The organism is Bradyrhizobium sp. STM 3561 (assembly GCF_045571455.1).
In the GTDB taxonomy this organism is placed as follows: Bacteria; Pseudomonadota; Alphaproteobacteria; order Rhizobiales; family Xanthobacteraceae; genus Bradyrhizobium; species Bradyrhizobium vignae.
Genome location: NZ_CP120695.1, coordinates 2,303,997 through 2,325,659 on the forward strand (window position 1 = coordinate 2,303,997; position 21,663 = coordinate 2,325,659).

General features: G+C 64.0%; 20 protein-coding genes. 13 read left to right on the forward strand and 7 right to left on the reverse strand.

The genetic code is table 11. The features are described 5' to 3' along the window. Positions 1-64: 64 nt before the first annotated feature. Positions 65-1,090 carry a phospholipase D family protein gene (locus tag P6U28_RS10515; RefSeq protein WP_407122185.1) on the reverse strand — a complete coding sequence of 342 codons (1,026 nt, stop codon included), beginning with the start codon at positions 1,088-1,090 and terminating at the stop codon, positions 65-67. A gap of 197 nt (positions 1,091-1,287) precedes the next feature. Here P6U28_RS10515 and P6U28_RS10520 point away from each other — a divergent pair, with 197 nt between their 5' ends. The 3 genes from P6U28_RS10520 to P6U28_RS10530 are packed head-to-tail and all read left to right on the forward strand — an operon-like array spanning position 1,288 to position 7,383. Continuing rightward, complete coding sequence (locus P6U28_RS10520) at positions 1,288-2,874, forward strand: type I restriction-modification system subunit M (protein WP_407122186.1); 1,587 nt, start codon at positions 1,288-1,290, stop codon at positions 2,872-2,874. Beyond that, the gene (locus P6U28_RS10525; protein ID WP_407122187.1) at positions 2,864-4,210 is read left to right on the forward strand and encodes a restriction endonuclease subunit S; all 1,347 of its coding nucleotides are present in this window, start codon (positions 2,864-2,866) and stop codon (positions 4,208-4,210) included. The genes P6U28_RS10520 and P6U28_RS10525 overlap by 11 nt, the downstream gene beginning before the upstream one ends. After that, the gene (locus P6U28_RS10530) at positions 4,207-7,383 is read left to right on the forward strand and encodes a type I restriction endonuclease subunit R (RefSeq protein ID WP_407122188.1); all 3,177 of its coding nucleotides are present in this window, start codon (positions 4,207-4,209) and stop codon (positions 7,381-7,383) included. The genes P6U28_RS10525 and P6U28_RS10530 overlap by 4 nt, the downstream gene beginning before the upstream one ends. A gap of 588 nt (positions 7,384-7,971) precedes the next feature. Here P6U28_RS10530 and P6U28_RS10535 read toward each other — a convergent pair. From P6U28_RS10535 to P6U28_RS10560, 6 genes are all read right to left on the reverse strand, one after another. Further along, positions 7,972-8,808: an ABC transporter substrate-binding protein gene (locus P6U28_RS10535; RefSeq protein ID WP_122403689.1), complete on the reverse strand. Its 837-nt coding sequence runs from the start codon at positions 8,806-8,808 to the stop codon at positions 7,972-7,974. A 68-nt stretch (positions 8,809-8,876) separates the two neighbouring features. After that, the gene (locus tag P6U28_RS10540; RefSeq protein ID WP_122403688.1) at positions 8,877-9,362 is read right to left on the reverse strand and encodes a MaoC family dehydratase; all 486 of its coding nucleotides are present in this window, start codon (positions 9,360-9,362) and stop codon (positions 8,877-8,879) included. A gap of 9 nt (positions 9,363-9,371) precedes the next feature. Then, the gene (locus tag P6U28_RS10545; RefSeq protein ID WP_122403687.1) at positions 9,372-10,955 is read right to left on the reverse strand and encodes an acyl CoA:acetate/3-ketoacid CoA transferase; all 1,584 of its coding nucleotides are present in this window, start codon (positions 10,953-10,955) and stop codon (positions 9,372-9,374) included. Positions 10,956-10,959: 4 nt separating this feature from the next. Continuing rightward, a complete protein-coding gene (locus P6U28_RS10550; protein WP_122403686.1) occupies positions 10,960-12,102 on the reverse strand; it encodes an acyl-CoA dehydrogenase family protein in 1,143 nt (380 codons plus the stop codon). A gap of 12 nt (positions 12,103-12,114) precedes the next feature. Further along, positions 12,115-12,483, reverse strand: a complete 369-nt coding sequence (locus tag P6U28_RS10555) for a tautomerase family protein (protein WP_122403685.1) — start codon at positions 12,481-12,483, stop codon at positions 12,115-12,117. A 3-nt stretch (positions 12,484-12,486) separates the two neighbouring features. Beyond that, entirely contained in the window at positions 12,487-13,587 is a 1,101-nt protein-coding gene (locus P6U28_RS10560) for a LacI family DNA-binding transcriptional regulator (protein ID WP_122403684.1), read from the reverse strand. A gap of 184 nt (positions 13,588-13,771) precedes the next feature. Here P6U28_RS10560 and dapA point away from each other — a divergent pair, with 184 nt between their 5' ends. The 10 genes from dapA (at position 13,772) to P6U28_RS10610 (ending at position 21,662) form a co-directional block, all read left to right on the forward strand. Then, a complete protein-coding gene (dapA, locus tag P6U28_RS10565; protein WP_162500609.1) occupies positions 13,772-14,680 on the forward strand; it encodes a 4-hydroxy-tetrahydrodipicolinate synthase in 909 nt (302 codons plus the stop codon). 16 nt (positions 14,681-14,696) lie between these two features. Continuing rightward, on the forward strand, positions 14,697-15,887 hold the full coding sequence (locus tag P6U28_RS10570; RefSeq protein ID WP_122403682.1) for a CaiB/BaiF CoA-transferase family protein: 1,191 nt from the start codon (positions 14,697-14,699) through the stop codon (positions 15,885-15,887). Further along, positions 15,884-17,047, forward strand: coding sequence for an acyl-CoA dehydrogenase family protein (locus P6U28_RS10575; protein ID WP_209295168.1), 1,164 nt, complete (start codon positions 15,884-15,886; stop codon positions 17,045-17,047). Before P6U28_RS10570 ends, P6U28_RS10575 begins: the two co-directional genes overlap by 4 nt. 10 nt (positions 17,048-17,057) lie before the next feature. Next, positions 17,058-17,465 carry a MaoC/PaaZ C-terminal domain-containing protein gene (locus tag P6U28_RS10580; RefSeq protein WP_122403680.1) on the forward strand — a complete coding sequence of 136 codons (408 nt, stop codon included), beginning with the start codon at positions 17,058-17,060 and terminating at the stop codon, positions 17,463-17,465. Between the two features lie 3 nt (positions 17,466-17,468). Then, complete coding sequence (locus tag P6U28_RS10585; RefSeq protein WP_122403679.1) at positions 17,469-17,900, forward strand: MaoC/PaaZ C-terminal domain-containing protein; 432 nt, start codon at positions 17,469-17,471, stop codon at positions 17,898-17,900. A gap of 8 nt (positions 17,901-17,908) precedes the next feature. After that, the gene (locus tag P6U28_RS10590) at positions 17,909-18,850 is read left to right on the forward strand and encodes a dihydrodipicolinate synthase family protein (protein ID WP_244607670.1); all 942 of its coding nucleotides are present in this window, start codon (positions 17,909-17,911) and stop codon (positions 18,848-18,850) included. A gap of 11 nt (positions 18,851-18,861) precedes the next feature. After that, a complete protein-coding gene (locus P6U28_RS10595; protein ID WP_122403677.1) occupies positions 18,862-19,164 on the forward strand; it encodes a DUF4286 family protein in 303 nt (100 codons plus the stop codon). Between the two features lie 122 nt (positions 19,165-19,286). Next, the gene (locus tag P6U28_RS10600; RefSeq protein ID WP_122403676.1) at positions 19,287-20,123 is read left to right on the forward strand and encodes an ABC transporter substrate-binding protein; all 837 of its coding nucleotides are present in this window, start codon (positions 19,287-19,289) and stop codon (positions 20,121-20,123) included. A gap of 19 nt (positions 20,124-20,142) precedes the next feature. Further along, a complete protein-coding gene (locus tag P6U28_RS10605) occupies positions 20,143-20,874 on the forward strand; it encodes an amino acid ABC transporter permease (RefSeq protein ID WP_122403675.1) in 732 nt (243 codons plus the stop codon). Next, complete coding sequence (locus tag P6U28_RS10610) at positions 20,871-21,662, forward strand: amino acid ABC transporter ATP-binding protein (RefSeq protein ID WP_122403674.1); 792 nt, start codon at positions 20,871-20,873, stop codon at positions 21,660-21,662. Before P6U28_RS10605 ends, P6U28_RS10610 begins: the two co-directional genes overlap by 4 nt. The last annotated feature ends 1 nt before the right edge of the window (position 21,663 follow it).

Sequence of the window (21,663 nt, forward strand, 5' to 3'; positions counted from 1 at the left end):
ATACGCTGGAAGGTCCGAGAGTAGGGCGAAAAACGGAAATTGATCGGCTCGCTCAGTGGGTCCTCTACCGGACCCTCGTCCATTTGCGATCAATGATCTCGGCCATATCGGGATCAAGTTTCCGCGTGCTCTTGCGGGTGACCTCCCACGGAACATCGGCTTCCTTCATGATCCTCTGAAACCTGGACCAACTCACCTCATCGCACCGGCCGGCCGGTTCTTGGATATAAAACCTGACGTGATCTGGCTCCGGGTCTCTGAGCAGTACACGCACGCTCCGCGTCACCAACGGACGCTTGCGGTCGAGCCTTTGGAAGATCTGGATCAGCGTATCGCCAGCGCGACACTCGCGTCCGAAGCGGGATTTCTTGCCCCACTGGATCCAGCCGAAATCCTCGTTCGTCCCGAGACGCTCATTGAGCTCATGGTTCCTGCGGTCAATGCGCTTCTGCTGTCGCTCGCTCGGATCGTTCTTCAGCTCCTTGACGCTGACGATCCAGGTCGACTTTCCAATCTGACGAACGGGATTTTTCTTTCTCGCACCCTTTGGCCGTCCCGCACGTATCACCTTGATTGCGCAGAGCTCCGCGATACGAGCCGTGCTCAGCCTGCTATGTTTCGTCGAAAGCATCTCGATGAAGGCCGCGACACCGGAGGCAATGACCGGGCTGTCCGTGATGACGGAGGCCTCGATCAATCCCGACGCCGACATGTTGGCGGAGCCTACGACCGCGTGCTTTCCGAACAGCGCGACCTTGGAATGCAGGCCTTCGCGATTGTAGATGATCACGCCCTCGCCGTGGAGCTTGCGAAGCAGCTTGGCGTCGGTCTGTCCTGATCGAACGGCCCGCTCGGACGCGTCGGTGATTAGCACGTCCCCAGCGCGCAAACCAATCTCGTCTGTCGTCACGTAAGCGATAGCCGCCTTGCGCGTCGGTGCTGATCGGGCTCGCCTGGCAACTTCGCGCCAGATCTTATTCGTGAGTACTTGATTCAAAACATTGCCCCCAGCCCCCAATGCCTCCTTATAGCGCGCCGAACCAGTCGCTCCTAAGGACGAAAGCAGGATTTTCTTAACAACGGCGGCCAACCCCAGCTAGAACAGCACGTGGGCTATGCCGCCTGGCGCAAGAAGCCCCGAGCCAAGCGGCGTAGGCTCGCTTGCCGCAAAGCTCGGGAGGACACGCAACTTAAGGCTTAACGATTTTTCGTGGTCTATTGGATCGGCTACAGGTATCAAGGCATTGTGGGGCCCATTGTTGGGCGCAGGCAGGGGTGTCTACCTAGATGAATCAAGACCTCAAGAAGGCCCTCTGGGCGGCGGCAGACAAGCTGCGCTCCAGCATGGACGCGGCCGAGTACAAACACATCGTCCTGGGCCTCATCTTCCTCAAGTACATCAGTGACGCCTTCGACGAGCGCCGCACGCAACTCCTGGAAGCCTTCCGCGACAAGGCTAGTGATCTCCATCTGCCAGATCCTGCCGACCATGCGGACGCGCTGGAGGAGCGGGACTACTACACCATGGCCAACGTGTTCTGGGTGCCAGCCGAGGCGCGCTGGGAAGCGATTCGCGCCCAGGCCAAGCAGGCCGACATCGGCGTGCGCATCGACGCCGCGCTGGAAGCCATCGAGGCCGACAACCCGCGCCTGAAAGGAATTCTCGACAAGCGCTTCGGCCGCACGCAACTCGAACCGGGCCGCCTGGGCGAACTGGTCGACCTCATTTCGACCATCGGCTTCGGCGAGGGCCACCGGGCGAAAGACCTGCTCGGCGAGGTCTACGAATACTTCCTCGGCCAGTTCGCCAGCGCCGAGGGCAAGAAGGGCGGCCAGTTCTACACGCCAGCGTCGGTAGTCAAGGTGCTGGTCGAGGTGCTGGCGCCGCACCAGGGGCGCGTCTACGACCCCTGCTGCGGATCCGGCGGCATGTTCGTGCAGAGCGAGAAGTTCATCGAGGCGCACGGCGGCAAGGCCGACGACATCAGCATCTATGGCCAAGAGGCGAACCCGACCACCTGGCGCTTGGTCGCGATGAACCTCGCTATTCGCGGCTTCGCGGCGGACTTGGGCAAGGAGCCTGCCGATACCTTTCACCGCGACCAGCATTCCGACCTGCGGGCCGACTACGTGCTTGCCAATCCCCCTTTCAACATCAGCGATTGGGGCGGCGAGCGGCTGGCTGATGACCGGCGCTGGGTCCATGGCACGCCCCCGGCCGCCAATGCCAACTACGCCTGGCTGCAGCACATCCTGCACCACCTGAGCCCGCGCGGCCAAGCCGGCGTGGTGCTGGCTAACGGGAGCATGAGCTCCAACCAGAACAACGAAGGCACCATCCGCAAGGCCATGGTTGAGGCCGACGTGGTGGACGTGATGGTGGCGTTGCCGCCGCAGCTCTTCTTCAACACACAGATCCCGGCGTGCCTGTGGTTCTTGGCCAAGGACAAGAGCGGTGCGGCCGTGCCGGGTGGGAAGAAGGGCCGCGATCGGCGCGGCGAGGTGCTGTTCATCGACGCGCGCAAGCTGGGTCGCATGGAGACGCGGGTGAACCGCGTGTTCGATGACGAGGATGTTGCCCGCATCGCCGGTACGGTGCACCGCTGGCGGCAGGATGGCGAGGAAGGTTCAGACGAGGCCTACGCCGACGTACCGGGCTTCTGCCGCGCGGTGAAGCTGGCGGAAATTGCCGAGCATGGGCATGTGCTGACGCCAGGGCGCTATGTGGGCGCCGAAGAGACGGACGACAACGACGAGGCATTCAACGAGAAGATGGAGCGGCTGACGGCCCTGCTTGCCGAGCAGATGTCGCATGGGATAGCGCTGGACGCAGTAATTAGACAGAAGCTCGGAGCACTGGGCTATGCCGTTTGAGTTTACGACCCTCTCAGTCTCGGAACTTGTGCAGCGGGGCGCTCTCTTTGTCGAGGACGGCAACCATGGCGAGTACCGGCCACTTGCGCACGAGTTTGCCGAGACTGGGACTCCTTTCATTCGCCCCGATGACTTGGTTGGAGGTGTAGTTCGCTTCTCCGGCTGCGACCATATCAACGATGTCGCAACAAGGCGAGTTCGCAAAGGCAAGGGCAAGGCGGGGGACATTGCCTTCACTCACCGAGCAACAGTCGGTCGTATCGCGCGGGTTGGACCACGAGCGCCCAACTTCGTCGCGAACCCAGGTGTAACGGTTTGGCGAGTCACGGACAGCAACCAGATAGATCGGAACTACCTCTACTACTTCATGCAAAGCCCTGCCTTTATGGACCAAGTTTGGTCAATGGCAGGCGGGACCGACACGTTCCCATACATCAGTCTCACGCAGCAGCGAACCCTACGGATCAACCTGCCACGCCTAGCCGAACAGGTTCAAATTGGCTCTACGCTAGGGGCCCTGGATGACCGCATCGAGCTTTTGCGCCAAACCAACGCCACCCTCGAATCCATCGCCCAAGCCCTGTTCAAGAGCTGGTTCATCGACTTCGATCCGGTGCGGGCGAAAGCGGAAGGACGCGAGCCGGAAGGCATGGACGCCGCCGTGGCGGCGCTGTTTCCCGCCGAGTTCGAGGAATCGGCGCTAGGTCCGATTCCGAAGGGGTGGCATGCCGCTACCGTTGCCGAGGCTGTAGAGCTGAATCCGTCGCGCTCGCTATCGAAGGGAGCCGACGCGCCATACCTAGAAATGGCGAACGCACCGACCAGCAGCCATCGGCCGATTAAGCATGTCGACCGCCGTGCTTTTGGTTCGGGTTGCAAGTTCCGAAATGGCGATGCCTTGCTCGCGAAAATCACGCCCTGTTTGGAGAACGGCAAATCAGCGTTCATCGATTTCCTCGATGATGATGAGATTGGTTGGGGCTCAACCGAATTCATCGTTCTACGGGCCAAACCCGTGTTGCCGCAATACGCCGCATACCTGCTCGCCCGATATGAGCCGTTCCGGCAGTTCGCCATTCAAGCGATGACCGGAACCAGCGGGCGACAACGAATTGACCTGTCTCGGCTGGCGCAATTCCCCCTGGCGCTGCCCTCCGATTCATCAGTCGCTCAGGGCGCGGAACCGATGCTGCGAGCGCTGCAGTTGCGCATTGCTGCCAACGACGAGCAGGCGAAGAACTTGGCAGACCTGCGCGACAGGCTTCTCCCCCGCCTCATCTCCGGCAAGCTGCGCCTGCCTGAAGCCGAAGCCCAGCTCGAAGAGGCGGCTGAATGAGCGGCATCAGCGAGGATGATGTCGAGCAGGCGATGCTCCAATGGCTGGCGGGCTTGGGCTGGTCCACTGCGCATGGTCCCAGCATTTCCCCTCCCGACGCCATGACGCCAGGGACCGAGCGTGACAGCTACCGCGATGTCATCCTGCGCCATCGTCTCGCCGACGCAATCGCTCGTCTCAACCCTCAGATCCCCGCTGGTGCCCGCGACGATGCGCTGCGCCGCGTCCTCACTCCAAACATCCCCAGCCTGATCAACGCCAATCGCCAGGTGCACCGCTGGCTGGTCGACGGCGTGCCGGTCGAATTCCAGAAGGATGGCGAGACGCGCGGGGACCGCGTGCGCCTGGTCGACTTCACCGATGTGGCCGCCAACGACTGGTTGGCAGTCAACCAGTTCAGCGTGCAGGGCCCGAAGCTCACGCGGCGGCCTGACGTGGTGCTGTTTGTCAACGGGCTGCCGCTCGTCGTCGTCGAGCTGAAGAACCCCGGCGACGAGGAGGCCGACATCTGGGCGGCCTGGAACCAGTTGCAGGCCTACCAGCAAGACATCCCCGACCTGTTCAACGCCAACGCGCTGCAGGTCATCAGCGACGGCATCCAGGCGCGCATGGGCTCGCTCACCAGCGACCGCGAGCGCTTCATGGCCTGGCGCACCATCGACGGCGTGGCCACCGACCCGCTGGGCGCGATGCGCGAGCTGGAGACGCTGGTGCTGGGCCTGTGCCAACGCGAGTTGCTGTTGGAGTACCTGCGCCACTTCGTGCTGTTCGAGGACGACGGACGGCTTGTCAAGAAGGTGGCCGGGTATCACCAATTCCACGCGGTGCGTGCTGTCGTGCAAAGCGTGCTCAAGGCGTCGGCTCCGGGCGGCACGCGCAAGGGCGGCGTGGTCTGGCATACGCAGGGGGCGGGCAAGAGCATCGAGATGACCTGCCTGGCTGGCGCCTTGATGGTGCACCCAGACATGGGCAATCCGACCCTGGTGGTAGTAACCGACCGCAACGACCTGGACAACCAGCTTTTCGGCGTGTTTGCGGCTGCGAGCGAGATGCTGCGCGAGACGCCCGCCCGCGCCGACACCCGACCCGAGCTGCGCCGGCTGCTGGCCAACCGGCCCTCCGGCGGCATCATCTTCACCACGATCCAGAAGTTCACGCCGGGCGAGGACGAGGACACATTTCCCGTGCTCTCTGATCGGCGCAACATCGTCGTTATTTGCGACGAGGCGCACCGTAGCCAGTACGGTTTCGAGGCGCGCCTTTCCGGCGAGCCCGTGTCCAACGGCGCCGTGAAGGGGGCGGCAGGTGAGGGCGAGGGCACGACAGCGCCAGCCGCCGCCGGCTCCAAAGCGGTGCGCTACGGGTACGCCCAGTACCTGCGTGACGCCTTGCCCGGTGCCACCTTCGTTGCCTTCACGGGCACGCCGGTGTCGCTGGATGATCGCGATACGCGCGCCGTGTTCGGCGACTACGTCCACATCTACGACATCGAGCAGGCGGTGCGCGATGGCGCCACCGTGCCGATTTACTACGAAGGCCGCTTGGCCAAGCTGGAGCTCAAGGAGGCCGACGTCACCCAGCTAGACAGCGAAGTCGACGAACTGACCGAGGAGGAGGAGGGGGACGCCGCCAAGGTGGCCAAGCTGCGGCGCTGGGCTGCACTGGAGCAATTGGTGGGTGCGCCGCCACGCATCCAAAAGGTGGCGGCCGACATCGTGGCCCACTTCGAGAACCGCCTTTCCGCGATGGACGGCAAGGCGATGATCGTTGCGATGAGCCGCGACATCTGTGCGCACCTCTACAACGCCATCGTGGCGCTGCGGCCCGAGTGGCACAGCGACGACCCGATGCAGGGCGCCATCAAGGTGGTGATGACCGGCTCGGCCTCCGACAAGGCGCTGCTGAAGCCGCACATCTACCCGAAGGACGTGCGCAAGCGCCTGGAGACGCGCTTCAAGAACCCGGCCGACCCGTTCAAGCTGGTCATCGTGCGGGATATGTGGCTGACCGGCTTCGACGCGCCGTGTCTGCACACGATGTACGTCGACAAGCCGATGCGCGGCCACAATCTGATGCAGGCAATAGCCCGGGTGAACCGCGTCTTCAAGGACAAGCCCGGCGGCCTGGTGGTGGACTACATCGGCATCGCCAACGAACTGAAAGCGGCGCTGGCCGACTACACCCAGGCCCACGGGCGCGGCAAGCCGACCATCGATGCCCACGACGCGCTCGCCGTGCTGCAGGAACAGATGGATGTGCTGCACGGCATGCTGCACGGACTGGACTACAGCGATTTCCGCAGCAAGGCATGGCAGTTGCTGCCGGCCGTGGCCAACCACGTGTTGGGCCTGGACGACGGTAAGAAGCGCTTCGCCGATGCCGTGTTGGCCGCGAGCAAGGCCTTCGCCTTGTGCTGCACGCTCGACGCGGCGCTGGCCTACCGCGACGAACTGGCCTTCCTGCAGGCGGTGAAGGCTGCACTGACCAAGCACGGTGGCACCGACAAGCGACTCACGGACGAGCAGAAGGAGCACGCGCTCCGGCAGATCATCAGCCGCGCAGTGGTCAGCGACGAGGTGGTCGACATCTTCTCGGCCGCCGGCCTGAAGCGACCGGATATCGGCGTGCTCTCGGACGAGTTTCTCGAAGATGTGCGCCACATGAAGGAACGTAATCTGGCCGTCGAACTGCTGGAGCGATTGCTCAAGGGCGAAATCCGGTCCCGCTTCAAGACCAACGTCGTGCAGAGCGCCAAGTTCTCCGACTTGCTCCAGCAGAGCCTGACGCGCTACCGCAACCGCGCGGTCGAGACGGCGCAAGTCATCGAAGAGCTGATCGCGATGGCCAAGCGGTTCCAGGAGGCGGCCCGGCGGGGCGAGGACCTGGGCCTGAACGCCGACGAGTTGTCCTTCTACGATGCGCTGGCGAGCAACGAGGCGGCCGTGCGCGACCTGGGCGACGACACGCTCAAGAAGATCGCGGTCGAACTGACGCTCAGTCTACGCAAGTCGGTAACGGTCGATTGGGCCAAGCGAGAAACGGTGCGCGCCAAGATTCGGGTGATGGTGAAGACGCTGCTGCGCCGCTACAAGTACCCACCGGACAAGCAGGAAGAGGCGACTGAGACGGTGCTAAAACAAGCCGAGGCATTGTCAGAGGCCTGGGCAGCGTAGCGCGCGCGGGTCATCATCTTCGGCTCGGCGAGCGCTCGCCGTGATAGCGTTGCGAAGACGGTCTTGTCTGGTTTCTGAAAAGACTACTCGCGGGGTTTGCTGGCCGCCGTACTCTCATCAACGACCGTGAAAATGCTCCTCAAAAAGCTGACGGTATCGACGACGGTATCGACGAAACGCACCCCCTCAGAACGCCGTTATCCATAGTGGTTTGGGGCGCGAATTGACAATCGAGTGGGAATAATTCAGGCCCGTCCGGGACTATCTCGTTCTATCCAATTGCACGAATTAACAGACTGATTTTACGATCGAATTCGTCTGCGGCCTCTGAACCTTGCGCTCTCATCCGGCGGTTCGCCGATGTTCACTACGCGGCCCAAGAAGTTGCTCGTGCATACCGCTTGAGCGACTGCCGAGCCTTGCGTCGCTTAGACCATATTTGAACGCGTGGTGGGCCTTATGGACCGCACCGGCTTTCGACGTCATCAAATTTGCTAAGAAGTTCACTTCTCGTTCTCGCTCGCCTCTGCTGCACGCGCGTAGCCCCATGCGACAGCATTCATGGTATGACTGCGACATGGTGTACGATCAGTTCGTCGGCCCGTCCCCACGGATTGCAAACGTCGTCGCCTTCAGCTTGGTCATGCCGAACTTGTCGAACAGCTTGTCATAGGTGCCGTCGGCGCGGATCGCCGTCATCGCGTCGGCAACGGCCTGGGCCAGCAGCTTGTCGCGGAAGGCAAACGTAATGTCTGTGCCAGCGATGTCGCGGACCCAGATCTTTGCGATGCCCTTCTGCTCGAGCGAGTTGGCGGTCTCGTTGATGTTGAGCGCGGCCTCGAGCTGCCCGGCGCGCAGCGCCGCCGAGGTGGCGGTGACGGTGGTGAAGGTGCGCAGCTCGATCGGCTTGAGGCCCTTGGCCTCCATCGCGGTGTTGAACTCGCGCGCCTTGCGCTCGGTGTAGGTTGCCGATTCTACGCCGACGACGCGGCCGGCGAGGTCCTCGAACTTCTCCAGCTTGAGGCTGGAGGAGGGGTCGGTGTAAATGCTGATCGCCTGCTGCGCATAAGGCACGAGGTAGAGCATCTTCGAGCGCTCCTCGGTCCAGAACAGGCCGGTGTTGATGGCATCGAACCGGCCCGAGCGCAGCGCCGGGATCATCGGCGGGAAGTCCATGCGCAGGAACACCGGCTCGACGCAGATGCGCTTGGCGATCTCGCGGGCGAGCTCGACATTGAGGCCCTGCAACTCACCCTTGTCGTCGACGAATTGCTGCGGCGGCAGCGTCGGGTTGATCGACATCTGCCATTTCGGCGCCTCGATCAGGCTCGACGCCGGCACCTTCGGCGTGCAGGTCTGGGCACCGGCGGCCTGTGTCAGGCCGACCAGAAGGACGATGGCGGAGAAGGTTTTTGGAAATCGCATCTGAATACTCCGATCAAATCGTGGGTGGCAGAGGAGCCGTTCTCCGGTCCGAAGTCTTCTTCATTGTCTCATCGTGTGGCCGCCGTCGCGTCGGCTTGCCGGGTCAGGATCAGCGAGATGTGGCGGGCCGCGGTCACCACCTCGTCGCGCTGGTTGAGGAGGTCGAGGGTCTCGATGACGATGCCGCGCCCGGGATTCTTGGTCGGGCGTTTCTCGACGAAGCGGAAGCGGACGCGCAAGGAATCGCCGGCGACGATCGGCCCCTTGAATTTCACCTCGTCCCAGCCGAGTGAGGCGACCGAGGTCTCTTCATATAGCTTCAGCTCCGACTTCAGCCCTTCCATCAGTGACAGGCCGTACAGCCCGTGGCCGATCACGGCGGGGAAGCCGCGGGACCTTGCGTAGGCACCATCGACATGAAGCGGATGATGGTCGCGCGTGACGTCGGCGAAGGCCGCGATATCGGCTTCCGTCACGGTGTGCGCGGCGGTCTCGAACTCGGCACCGAGCGCGATATCTTCGTAATGGAGATTGATCGAGGCGCTCGTGTCCATGCTGATCCCTCAGGCAACCTTCCGTGGCCGCGCCGACAGCGCCTTGAAGCTCTGCGCGATTCCCATCGGGCCGGAACGGAAGATTCTCGGGTCCATGTCCTTCAGCTGAGGGCTGATGCGCGGCCTGAAGCCCATGTTCGCGAGGATGTCCTCCTCCAGCCGCACGCCCGGTGCGATCTCCGTCAGCGTCACGTGGCCGTTCTCGAGCTCGAACACGGCGCGCTCGGTGACGTAGCTGACATGCTGGCCACGCTGTGCGGCAAGCGAAGCGCTGAAGCTGATCTGGCCGACTTGTGGGACGAATTTGCGGAAGGCACCGTCGCGCCGGATCGCGAGGCGGCCATTCTCGACACCGATGTCGAACTTGCCGCCGGTCATGGTGCCGCTGAAGATCAGCCGCTTGGCATTCTGGGTGATGTCGATGAAGCCGCCGGAGCCGTCGCGTCGCTCGCCGAAGCGAGTGACGTTGACATTGCCTGTTACGTCCACCTCCGCGAAGGAGAGGAAGGCGCAGGAGAGTCCGCCGCCGTCGTAGAAGTCGAACTGATAGGCCTGGTCGAGGATGACGCGCGGGTTGATCGCGGTGCCGAACTCGCGGGCGTGACCTGGCACGCCGCCCACGACGCCGGATTCCACCGTCAGGGTGATCAGGTCGGAGATGCCTTCCTCGGCCGCGACATTCGGGATCATCGCGGAGATGCCGACGCCGAGATTGACGACGTCGCGCGGGCGCAATTCGAAGGCGGCGCGGCGGGCGATCACTCGGCGTTCGGTGAGTGGATCGGGTATGATCATCGCTACCGGCACGCGCGTCTCGCCGCAGCGCGCCGGATCGTAGGCGGTGCCGTAGGTCTGCATCTGCTCGGGTTCGAGCACGACGTGGTCGATCAGGAAGCCCGGGATCTTCACCATCTGCGGATGGATCGAGCCGCGCTTCACGATGCGCTTGACCTGGCAGATCACGGTGCCGCCGGCATTGTGCACGGCCTGTGCGATCGAGAGATCCTCGCGCGTCGTGCCCTCGTGCTCCATGCTGATGTAACCATCTTCATCTGCGGAGGTGCCGCGGATGATGGCGACATCGGGCGGGGTGGGGACGCGGTAGAGCAGCCAGGACTGGCCGTGCAGCTCGAGCAGGTCGACCAGCGGCGCGGTGGTGCGCTTGTTCATGCGCCCGCCATCCTGGCGCGGGTCCATATAGGTGTTGAGACCGACGTGGGTGAGCACGCCCGGATGTTTCGCGGCCATGGCGCGGCAGAGCTGGCTCATCACGCCTTGCGGGAAATTGTAGGCGTCGATCAGCTCGTCGCGGACGAGCCGCATGAACGGTACCTGGAGCCCGAAGTTGCCGCCGATCACGCGCGCGATCAGGCCTTCATGGGCGAGATGGCAGAGGCCCTTCTCGGTCACGGCGCCGACGCCGGTGATGTTGATCAGCGTCAGATTGTGCGGGCCCTGGCCGCCGAGGAAGCGCTGCTCCAGCGCATCGAGGATGGCTTCGGCTGCGCCCGTGCCGCCATTGCCGCCGACGATCAGCGTATCGGTGTCGCGGATCAGGCCTGCGGCCTCTTTCGCCGTGATGATGCTCAGCATGCCCTCACGCGGCCTCCTTTTCGACCTGGCGGGCGATGATCAGCCGCTGGATCTGGTTGGTGCCCTCGTAGATCTGGGCGAGGCGGACGTCGCGGAAGATCCGCTCGATGCGATACTCGCGCGAATAGCCGTTGCCGCCGTGGATCTGCAGCGCGTTGGAGACGTGCTTCATCGCCATGTCGGTGGTGAACAGCTTTGCCTGCGCCGCTTCCTTGGCGATCGGCTCGCCGGCATCGTGCAGGCGCGCGGCGTGGTGGATCAGGAGGCGCGCAGCCGCAATGTCCGTCGACATGTCCGCGAGCATGAACTGCACCGCCTGGTAGCCGATGATGGCCTGGCCGAACTGCTTGCGGTCCTTGGCATAGGCGGTGGCGTCCTCGAACGCGGCCTGCGCCATGCCGAGCGCCATCGAGGCCATCATCAGCCGGCTGAAGTTGAAATTGCTCATGGCCATCTTGAAGGCCTGGTTCTCCGGCCCCATCACGCTGTCCGAGGGCAGGCGCACATCGGAGAAGGTGATCTGGCAGTCGTCGAGGCCGTGCATGCCGAGCAGCTCCTCGTTCTTGCCGCGGGCGATGCCGGGCAGGGCGCCGTCGACCAGAAGACACGAGATGGCGCGATGGCCGGCATCTGCGCCGGTGCGCGCGAACACCATGATGCGGTCGGCGACGCCGCCGAGCGTCACCCAGGCCTTTGTGCCGTTGAGCCGCCAGCCATTGCCCTCGCGCGCCGCGCTGGTGCGGATGCCCGCGACATCGGAGCCGTGGTCGGGCTCGGAGACGGCGGTAGCGGGAATGATGTCGCCGCTGAGAATCTTGGGGATCAGCGCCTTGTGCGCGTCGGTGCCGTGATGGTCGAAGAACAGCACGGCCTCGACCGGGATAGCGAAGGCATTGGCGACCGCGCCGGAGCAGCGCGCCAATTCCTCCATCGCAATGCAGGCCGCGACCGCATCGAGCCCGGCGCCGCCGGCGCCTTCGCGCAGGCAGATGCCGAACAGGCCGAGATCGGCCATGCCCTTGTAGAGCGTGCGGTCGAACCGGTCCTCGCGATCGATCGCGGCCGCGCGCGGCAGGATCTCCGCTTCCGCGAAGCGGCGGGCGGTGTCGCGCAGGGCTTTCTGGTCTTGGCTGTAGAAGCGATCCATGGCGTGCTCCCGTCAGTCGCTGGCGAGCTTGGAATCGTGGGAGACCTCGCTGCGGTCGCGGTCGAGGAAATAGACCGCGACATCGTCGCCCGGCACGCCATAGGCACTGCATACGGCGCGGGTCAGCGCGATGGCGGCGGCGCGCCGCTCGGCCTCGCTGCGGCGGAAGGCATGGACCTTGAGCAGGATGCGTTGGCCGGTGGCCTGAGCGCCGAACGTACCGGCGTGGGCGTAGTCATCGGCCGCAATGTTCAGGAAATAGAGCGTGACCGTATCAGCGGTGACGCCGAACGCCGACATCAGGCCGTCGGTCACGGACCGCGCCAGCGCGGCCTTGCGATCAGACGGGACTTGCGGGCCGAGCACTTCGACATAGGGCATCGATCAGACCTTCGCGGACTTCGCTGCTGACGACTTGGCCGCAGATGATTTGGATGAAGACGATTTGGACTTGGCGGATTTCGCGGGGGCCAGGGCGTCGATCTGGCGGCAGGAGTCGCGCTTGATCAGGCGGGCGCCGACGCGATATTCGCGAACGCCGTCATTGCCGTTGCCCTTGGCGTCCATGCGGTGCAGCAGCCGGTCGACGGCGAGATTGGCAAGGTCCCGCGCGCCGTTGTCGACGATGCTGATGGCCGGGCGGTGCCACTCGAACCACGGCATGTCTTCATAACAGAGTAGCGAGAGATCGTCGGGAATGGCGATGTTCCGCTCCGCCGTGACGCGCAGCACGCCGAGCGTTGCCTCGTGATTGGCGACGAAGATCGCGCTCGGCGGCCGGGGGAGGTCGAGCAGCTTGCGGGCGCACGTCGCGCCGGTCTCGGGCTCGAAATGGCCGGCATGAATCAAGGTGTCGTCCCTGGCGATGCCGGCCTCACGCAGGGCGCGGACATAGCCGGACAAGCGTTCGCGGCCGGACGTGGTGTCCTGGCGCCCCACGATCAGCCCGATGCGCTTGTGCCCGAGCTCGATCAAATGGCGCGTGCCCAGATAAGCGCCTTGCGGATCGTCGGCGAGCACGGTCTCGAGATCGGTCGCGTCATCGCGCCGCACCAGGCAGACGATAGGCACGTCTTTCGAGAGCGTCTTGAGCTGCGAGCCGTTCTTTCCCGTGGGCACCACGATCAGCCCGTCGATGCGGTGGTCGACCAGTGTGGCGAGGGTGTCGCTCTCCTGCTGCGGATCGTCGCCGCCGATGCACAGGAGCATTTGATAACCCAGCGCCTTCAGGCGTGCCTGCACCACTTCGGCCATCACCTGGAACGAGGCGTTGGTGAGGTTGTGGACGAGAAGCGCCACGAGCCGCGACTGTCCGGTCTTGAGACCTCGCGCGATAGGGTTCGGTCGATAGCCGAGCTCGCGCGCGATGCGCACCAGGCGCTGCTGCGTACGTTCGCTGGTCAGGCCGGTTCCCGTCAGCGCTCGGGAAACAGTGCTGACTGAAACGCGGGCCGCCTGTGCCACATCTTTGAGCGTGACGCTCATCAAACCTGCCGATAGACTGCAAACGATTGCAGAAACGCTATGAGCTAATTCCACGCTTATCAAGCTCAAAAAATGGATGGTGTTGCCCAATGCAGAGCCATTTATGCAAACGATTGCATAAGTCGTGCGGATATTCCGCAGGCGACGCCCATCGCCTGATTCCACCCGAGCATCCGACGGTTCCCTGATGAAGACGTTCCGCGGCACCTACACCGTCATGATCACCCCGTTCACGGCTGCGGGCGAGGTCGATGTCGCGGCCTTGCGCGCCTTCGTCGATTGGCAGATCGCGGAAGGTATTCACGGGTTGATCCCGCTCGGCTCGACCGGTGAGTTCCTGTCCATGGACGATGACGAGAAAGCGCTGGTTGCCGAGGTTGTCATTCGCCAGGCCGCGGGCCGCGTCCCCGTGCTGATCGGCACCGGCGCGGAGGACACGCGCGAGGTGGTGCGCCTCAGTCGCCGTGCCGAAAAACTGGGCGCTGACGGTGTGATGATCATCCCGCCGTTCTATTCGACGCCGACCGACGACGAGCTCGTCCATCACTACAAGACGGTGGCCGACGCCATCGCGCTGCCGATCATGGTCTACAACAATCCGGCGACCGCCAATGTCGATCTCAAGCCGCCGCTGGTGGCGCGCATCGCCGAGATCGACAACTGCCTCTATATCAAGGAGTCGACGCTGGAGGTGACGCGCGTGCGCGACATCATCCGTCTCTGCGGCGACAGGATGACGGTGTTCGGCGGCATCCTCGGCTTTGAATCCTTCGTCGAGGGCGCGCAGGGCTGGGTGGCCGTTGCCTCCAACGTGGTCCCGGCGGAGATGGCCCGCATCTTCAGCCTCGTCGCCGACCACGGCGCGATCAGGGAAGCGCGCGAGCTTTATCTGAAATACCTGCCGGTGATCGAATTCGTCGGCGGCCAGGCCTATGTCGCCGGCACCAAGGCGCTGCTCAGTCATATGGGTTTTGCAGCCGGCCATCCGCGCCCGCCACGCCTGCCGCTGCCGGCTGTGCAGGATGCGGCTGCGCGCGTGCTGGTCAAGACGTTCGATCTCGCCTGGCGCGACGCGCCAATCGCGGCTGCTTGAACCGAGGTGTGAACGGATGAACCTGCTCGACGGCGTCAAGATCCTCAGCTTCAATCACTATCTCGCGGGACCGCTGGCCGCGCAGACGCTCGCCGATCTCGGCGCCGACGTCATCGCGGTCGAGCCGATCGAGGGCGCATTTCAGCGCAACTGGGCGGTCGCCAATCATTTCGTCGCAGGCGACAGCGTTAATCATCTGGCGACCGGGCGTAACAAGCGCAGCCTCGCCGTCGATCTCAAGCATCCCGACGGCATTGCCGCGGTGAAGAAGCTGGTCGCGACCGCCGACGTCGTGATGGAGAACTTTCGGCCGGGCACGATGGCCAAGCTCGGTCTCAGCTACGACACGCTCAAGGCGATCAACCCCGGCCTGATCTACGCGGTCGCAACCGGCTTCGGATCGGAGGGGCCGTACAGGGATCGCCCCGGCCAGGATCTTCTGCTCCAGGCGATGTCGGGTCTTGCGATGCGGACGGGGCGGGCGGACGGCGAGCCGACGGCGGTCGGCGCTGTCATCGTCGATCAGCACGCCGCCTCACTCTATGCCATGAGCATCCTCGCGGCGTTGTTTGCAAGAACCAAGACAGGCAAGGGGCAGCTCGTCGAGGTCAACCTCTACCAGGCCGCGCTCGATCTCCAGGTCGAGCCGCTGACCGCATGGCTGAACGGCGCGCCGTCGCCGACGTCGCGCGGTCCGGCCGGCATCGCGGCTTGGTTCAGTCCCGGGCCTTACGGCGTTCACGCCACGGCGGACGGTCATATGGCGATCTCCATGGCAGCGCCCAAGGCGCTGGCGGTCGCGCTCGACAATGAGGAATTGAAGCAGTTCGAGGAGGGTGACAGTTTCTCGAAGCGCGAGGAGATCACGCGGATCGTCGCGGCGCGTCTGAAGCAGAAGTCGACAGCCGATTGGCTGCCCGCGCTGGAATCGGCGCGTGTCTGGCACGCACCGGTGCAGGATTATCGCGACCTCGAATCCGATCCCCAGCTCAAGCACCTCGGCGTGTTCAAGAGCGCCGAGAGCGCAGGCGGCGCGCCGATCCGCATGGTCGCCCATCCCGCGCGCTATGACGGCCGGACGCCGGAGGTGCGGCTGGTGCCGCAGCGGCTCGGTGCGCAGACGCGCGAGGTGCTCGGCGAGATCGGCTACGGCGCCGCGGAGATCGACGCGATGGTCGCCGGCAAGGCGGTGGGAGTAGCGCGATGATCGATTTTTCGCTCCCTGAGGAGACGCGCCTCCTGGTCGACACCGTCCGCCGTTTCGTTGAAACGGAGGTGCAGCCGCTCGAAGACGTCGTCGAGCAAACAGCAAAAGTGCCGGCCGATGCGCTGGCGGTCACCAAGGCCAAGGCGCAGAAGCTCGGCCTTTACGCCATGAATATGCCGGCAAATGTCGGTGGTGGCGGGCTATCCTGCGTCGAGCATTGCCTGGTCGAGGAAGAATTTGGCAAGACCTCGGATGCGCTGATCCGCCGCGTGTTCGGCCAGGTCTATCCGATGCTGATGGCCTGCAAGGGCGATCAGGTCGAACGCTATTTGCTGCCCACGGTGAAAGGCGACAAGATCTGCGCCATGGCGATCACCGAGCCGGGCGCCGGTTCCGACGCGGCGTCGATCAGCACGACGGCGCATCTTGAGGGTGATCAGTGGGTGCTGAACGGCACCAAGCATTTCATCAGCGACGGCGACATCGCGGACTATGTGATCCTGATGGCGCTGACCGACAGGGAGAAGCGGGCGAGGGGTGGCATCACGCTGTTCCTGGTCGATCGTGGCACGCCCGGCTTCAAGGTCGCGCGCACGCAGCCGATGATGGGCCATCGCGGCTATGGCCATGCCGAGCTGAGTTTTGAGGACTGCCGCATTCCTAAGGCGGCCGTGCTCGGCGAGGTCGGGGGCGGCTTCAAGCTGATCATGCAGAGCGTGCTGCAGATCCGGCTCGCCCATATCGGCGCCCGCGCGGTCGGCATGGCGCAGCGTGCGCTCGAGATGATGCGCAAGCATGCCGGCGAGCGGCGCCAGTTCGGCCAGCTGATCGGCGACTTCCAGATGGTGCAGAAGCTGATCGCCGATTCCGCCACCGAGATCTTCGGCGTGAAGATGATGGTGATGAACGCCGCCTGGGATATCGATCAGGGCAAGGATGCGCGCGACAAGGTTTCGATGATCAAGGTCGCGGCCTCCGAGATGCAGGGCCGGGTGGTCGATCGCGCCATCCAGGTGTTCGGCGGCATGGGGTTCAGCAAGGACCTGCCGCTGGAGCGCATGTACCGCGACGCCCGCGTCACCCGGATCTATGACGGTACCTCCGAAATTCACCGCATGCTGGTCGCGCGCAGCACCATCAAGAACGGCTTGCAGCTCTAGGGAACGTCTCATGTCGCACGCACCTCTCAAGCCCGGCGCTGCCTTCGCCTTCCGCAAGACCATGACGGTCGCCGAGCAGGCGATGTTCACCGGCATCAGCGGCAATCTCGGCGGCCTCTATGTCGACGCCGTCCGCGCCAAGAAGGCGGGCGCCTCCAACATGGTCGCGTTCGAGCTTGCCGTCGGCGGTCTCGCCACCACCTGTCTCAGCCAGCTCGGGGGGCCGACGCGGCGGATCGGCAGCATCGTGCTGAATTTTGCGGCGCCCGTGATCGTCGGCGAGTCCGTCGAAGCGCGGGCCGAGATCGTCTCCGTTGAGGGCGACGATGCGACCTGCCGGGTCACCTGCACGCTGTCGCCATCCGGCACGACCGTGGTGGACGGCACCGCGACGCTGGTTCCCTTTGCCAAGGCCTGAGCCATGTACGAACCAAGATCCTTCGACGATCTCAAGGTGAATGACAGGGTCAGCCTGAGCAAGACCATCACCGAAGCCGATGGCGCGCTCTACATCGCCGCGACCGGCGATTTCGGCCCTGTTCATGTCGACGAGGTCTATGCCGGCGCGACGCGCTTTGGCCGCAGGCTGGCGCCGGGGATCATGGTTGCGGGCCTCTGCACCAGCATCCTCACCTCTGAGCTGGTCGGCACCATCGGCATATCGGTGGAGGACCGCTTCTGGTTCACCGGTCCCGTGTTTTACGGCGACACGCTCACCATCGACGTCTGGATCGCTGAGCAGCACGACGAAACCCGCACCATCATCTGGGAAGCGAGCGCGCGCAACGAAGGCGGCCTCGAAGTGCTGAAGGCGCGCGCGAGCCTGAAATTTCCGCGGCGTAAACCGTCATGAGCAAGCCGATGAAGAAACCGGATTTGCGCGGCGTCACGGTCGCGACCGTGCTGCCCTTCAGGGACGACAGCTCGATCGACTGGGACGGATACGCCCGCGTGCTGGACTATTGCGCGTGCCCGGATGGAATCGCGGCGGTGTTCGTCAATGGCCACGCCGGCGAGGGTGGGTCGCTCTCGGACGAGGAACGTCAGGCCGTGATCGAGCGGACGCGCCGGCAGATCGGCGGCAAGCCGCTATTGGCCGGCATCATCGCGCATTCCACGGCGGAAGCGATTCATCAGGCGCAGCTCGCGGAAGCTGCCGGCGCCGATTGCGCCGTTCTGTTCCCGCCCGCGCCGCTCGGCGGCGGAGCCTCGGCGACGTCGCGTGCGCCGGTGGCATTCGTGCAGGCGGTGAGCTCCGCCATCGGCATTCCCGTATCCGTCTTCCAGTATCCGCTCGCGTCCGGCTTCGGCTATTCGCCGGAGACGCTGGCGAAGATTGCAGCGATTGACAGCGTCATCGCCATCAAGGAGGGCAGCGATACCATGCTGGCCTATGACGAGAACCGACGGGCGGTGAAGCAGGCTGATCCCTCCGTGGCGATCCTGCCGTCAAATTTCAACTGGTTCCTGCCGCAGCTCGCCGTCGGCGGCGACGGCATTCTGTCCGGTCTCGTCAGCCTTGCGCCGCATCTGTTCGCAGCGCTGTGGCAGGCCGCGCTCGCCGACGACCTCAAGGCGATGCGCGCCGTCAACGAGCGGCTCTATCCGATCGTCCGCGCCATCTACGGGCCGGCGCCGATCATGGACATGCACACCCGCATGAAGGTCGGGCTGAAAGCGCTCGGCCTGATCCGCAACGCCGATCCGCGGCCGCCGCTGCTGCCGGTTCTGCCCGCGTTGTGCGATGCCATCGCAACGACAGTCGGCGCAGCGCGCACGGCCGGCGACATCCGTCTGGCATGAGGAACGAGTAGATGCCGGACGAAGCCTTCATCCATATCGTGCGGGTCGACATCGATCCCGAGCACGAGGCTGCGTTCAACGCCTGGTACGAGCAGACGCATTTTCCTGATCTGCTCGCCTGTCCCGGCTGGCTCTCGGCCAAGCGTTTCATCTCGATCGGCGATGGGCCGAAATACGCCGCGATGTACGAAGTCGCGGGGCGATGGGCATTCGAGACGCCGGAGTTCCTGAAGGTGAAGGGCTTTGGTCCGTTCGAATCCCTGGTGAAGAATTTCATGCGCATCCAGCTCAGGCCGATGTCGGGACCGGCTTGAGCGGATCAAGGACGATGCTGCCTGCCGTGTCGAGAGATCCGGCCAGCCGCATCCAAGAAACACCGAGGGGGAATCCCGGGCGAGGAATTGCATCGGTCATCGGCGTCTTACTGGAGGTATCCATGGTCTCGACACTGTTTCGCTTGAGTGCGGCCGCCGCATTCGTTTTCGCGTCCACGGCGGTGCATGCCGCCTGCACGCCCGCAATCACCGACGACAATCTGATTGCGCCCGGCAAATTGCAGCTCTCCATCAACCCGACCAATCCGCCGCAGCAATTCGTCGACAAGGACGGCCAGTTGCAGGGCCTCAACGTCGAGCTCGCCGCCGAGCTCGGCAAGCGGCTGTGCCTTCCGGTCGAACTCGTCCGGATGGATTTTCCGGCCATGATTCCTGCCTTGGGCGCAGCGCGAATTGACGGCGTCAACACCGGCATGTTCTGGACCGAGGAACGCTCGAAGCTGATGTACATGGTGCCGTATGCCATTCAGGCGATCTCGGTCGTGGTGGCCCCCGATAGCGGCACAAGAATTGCTACCGAAAGCGATCTGTTTGGAAAATCTTCCGCCGTCGAGGTCAGCAGCTACCAGATGAACTGGCTCAAGAAGCTCAGCGAGGCCAGCGTTGCGAAAGGCGGAGCCGCCGTCGAAATGCGGACGTTCCCCACCGCGACCAACGTCGTCAGCGCGCTGCTCGCGGGCCAGGTTGACAATGCGCTGCTGGTCGACAGCGTGGCGCGCGATCTGGTCGGCCGTGGCCGCGTGAAGGAAGTCCTGAGCGGGCTCGGCACGGCCAGGACCACGCTTGGTTTCCGCAACAAGACAGTCGCCGATACCGTCGTCAAGGTGCTGAACGCAATGCGCGCCGACGGCTTTTATAAGGCGCTGTTCGACAAGTTCGGCCTGACCGCCATGCCGGCTGATCAGCCGCTCGCGATCGCCGGCCCCGGTCCGGCCTGATACTTACGGAGACGAGCCGATGAGCCATTTCAGTCCGACAGCCGCCGTCAGCTACTTCTTCAACTACTTCCTGATGAAGGGAGTGCTCGTCACCATCGGCTTGACGGTGGCGGCGGTCGTCGGCGGATTGATCCTCGGCATGGGCATCGCGTTGCTGCGCATGTCGTCCAATCCGGTGCTCGCAGGCGCGGCGCGCTTCTACATCTGGTTCTTCCGCGGCACGCCGCTTCTGATCCAGCTCGTGGTGATCTACAGCGGCTTGCCGCAGCTTGGCATCAAGTTCAGTGTGATCACCTGCGCGCTCATCGGCCTGATCCTCAACGAAGCGGCCTATCTCGCCGAGATCGTACGCAGCGGCTTCATGGCGGTGTCGGCGGGGCAGCGCGAAGCCGCCTGGGCGCTCAGCCTGTCGCCCTGGGTCACGTTCCGTCGCGTGACCCTGCCGCAGGCGTTCCGCCTGATGATCCCGCCGCTCGGCAACTCCATCAACTCGCTCTTGAAGGCGACCTCGCTGGCCTCCGTGATCTCGGTCGAGGAGCTGATGCGCCGCAGCGACATGCTGATGCAGGAGCATTTCCAGATCCTCGAGGTCTATGCGGCGGCAACGGCATATTACCTGATCCTCACCTCGGTCTGGGATGCGGTGCAACGCCGGCTGGAAAAGCATTTCGGTCGATCGAGTGCCGCAAAAACCAGGCGGGTCAGAACGAGTGCGCCGGTTGCGCAGGCGAGTGTGGAGGCCCGCGCATGAGCGAGATATCGATGACGACGACGGAAGGTGCAACAGTGGAGCCGCAGCTTCGCGAGGTGCCTGCGGTTCGCATGGAGGCCGTCTACAAGCATTATGGCGATTTCACCGCGCTCGACCAGATCGATCTCAAGGTCGCCAAGGGCGAGAAGATCGTGGTCTGCGGTCCTTCCGGCTCGGGCAAGTCGACGCTCATCCGCTGCATCAACCACATCGAGAAGCACGACGAAGGCCTGATCTACGTCAACGGCGTCGAGCTCGACCATCAGCGCAAGAACATCGATGCGGTGAGGCGCGACACCGGCATGGTGTTCCAGAGTTTCAATCTGTTTCCGCACATGACGGTGCTGGAGAACTGCACCCTGGCGCCGATGACCGCGAACGGCATGAGCGAGGCGGAGGCCAAGGACCTCGCCATGCATTTCCTGACAAAAGTCCGGATTCCCGATCAGGCCGAGAAATTCCCCGGGCAGCTCTCAGGTGGCCAGCAGCAGCGCGTCGCGATCGCGCGGGCGCTGTGCATGCGTCCCAAGATCATGCTGTTCGACGAGCCGACCTCGGCGCTCGACCCCGAGATGGTCAAGGAAGTGCTGGAGACCATGAAGAAGCTCGCGGAAGAGGGCATGACCATGCTGTGCGTGACCCACGAGATGGGCTTTGCCCGCGAGGTCGCTGACCGAATCGTGTTCATGAACGAGGGCAAGGTGGTCGAACAGGCCGCGCCGAAGGAATTCTTCAAGCATCCGAAGTCCGAGCGGGCGCGGACGTTCCTCGACCAGATCATTCACTGAT